Below are 561 nucleotides of genomic sequence, written 5' to 3' on the forward strand. Positions count from 1 at the left end.
TGGCCCGCGACAGCCGCAGCGCCCGCCTCGGCCCGGCGCTGACCCTGCTGCTCGCCCGCGCCGGCCTGCAGCGCTGGGCGCTCGGTCTGCTCAGCCACGGCCTCTGGCTGCTCGCCCTGCTCGCCGCGCTGGCGGTGCTGCTGGCCCTGCTCGCCAGCCGCCGCTACGGCTTCGTCTGGGAGACCACCCTGCTGCCGGCGGACGGCTTCGCCGCGCTGATCCATGCCCTCGGCGCCCTGCCCGCCCTGCTCGGCTTCCCGCAGCCGGATCTCGAGCTGCTGCGTGCCAGCGGCGAGGCGGTGGTCGGCGGCGAGGCGGCGCGGCAGACCTGGGCGGCCTGGCTGCTCGGCGTCTTCGCGGTCTACGGCCTGCTGCCGCGCGCGCTGCTCGCCCTGCTCTGCCTGTGGTGCTGGCGGCGCGGTCTCGCCCGCCTCGACCTGGACCTCGCCCAGCCCGGCTACAGCCGCCTGCGCGAGCGCCTGCTGCCGTCCAGCGAGCGTCTCGGCGTCGGCGATCCGGCGCCGGCGCAGCTGCACCAGCCGCGCGCCGGTCACGCCGAAC

Annotated in this window: 1 protein-coding gene; it reads left to right on the top strand. The window is 77.9% G+C overall.

From position 1 onward, the window contains the following. On the top strand, positions 1 to 561 hold a 561-nt coding region (locus E5198_RS21370), incomplete at both ends, for a DUF2868 domain-containing protein (RefSeq protein ID WP_136491883.1).

This window comes from Pseudomonas sp. A-1, from assembly GCF_004801855.1.
GTDB lineage: Bacteria > Pseudomonadota > Gammaproteobacteria > Pseudomonadales > Pseudomonadaceae > Geopseudomonas.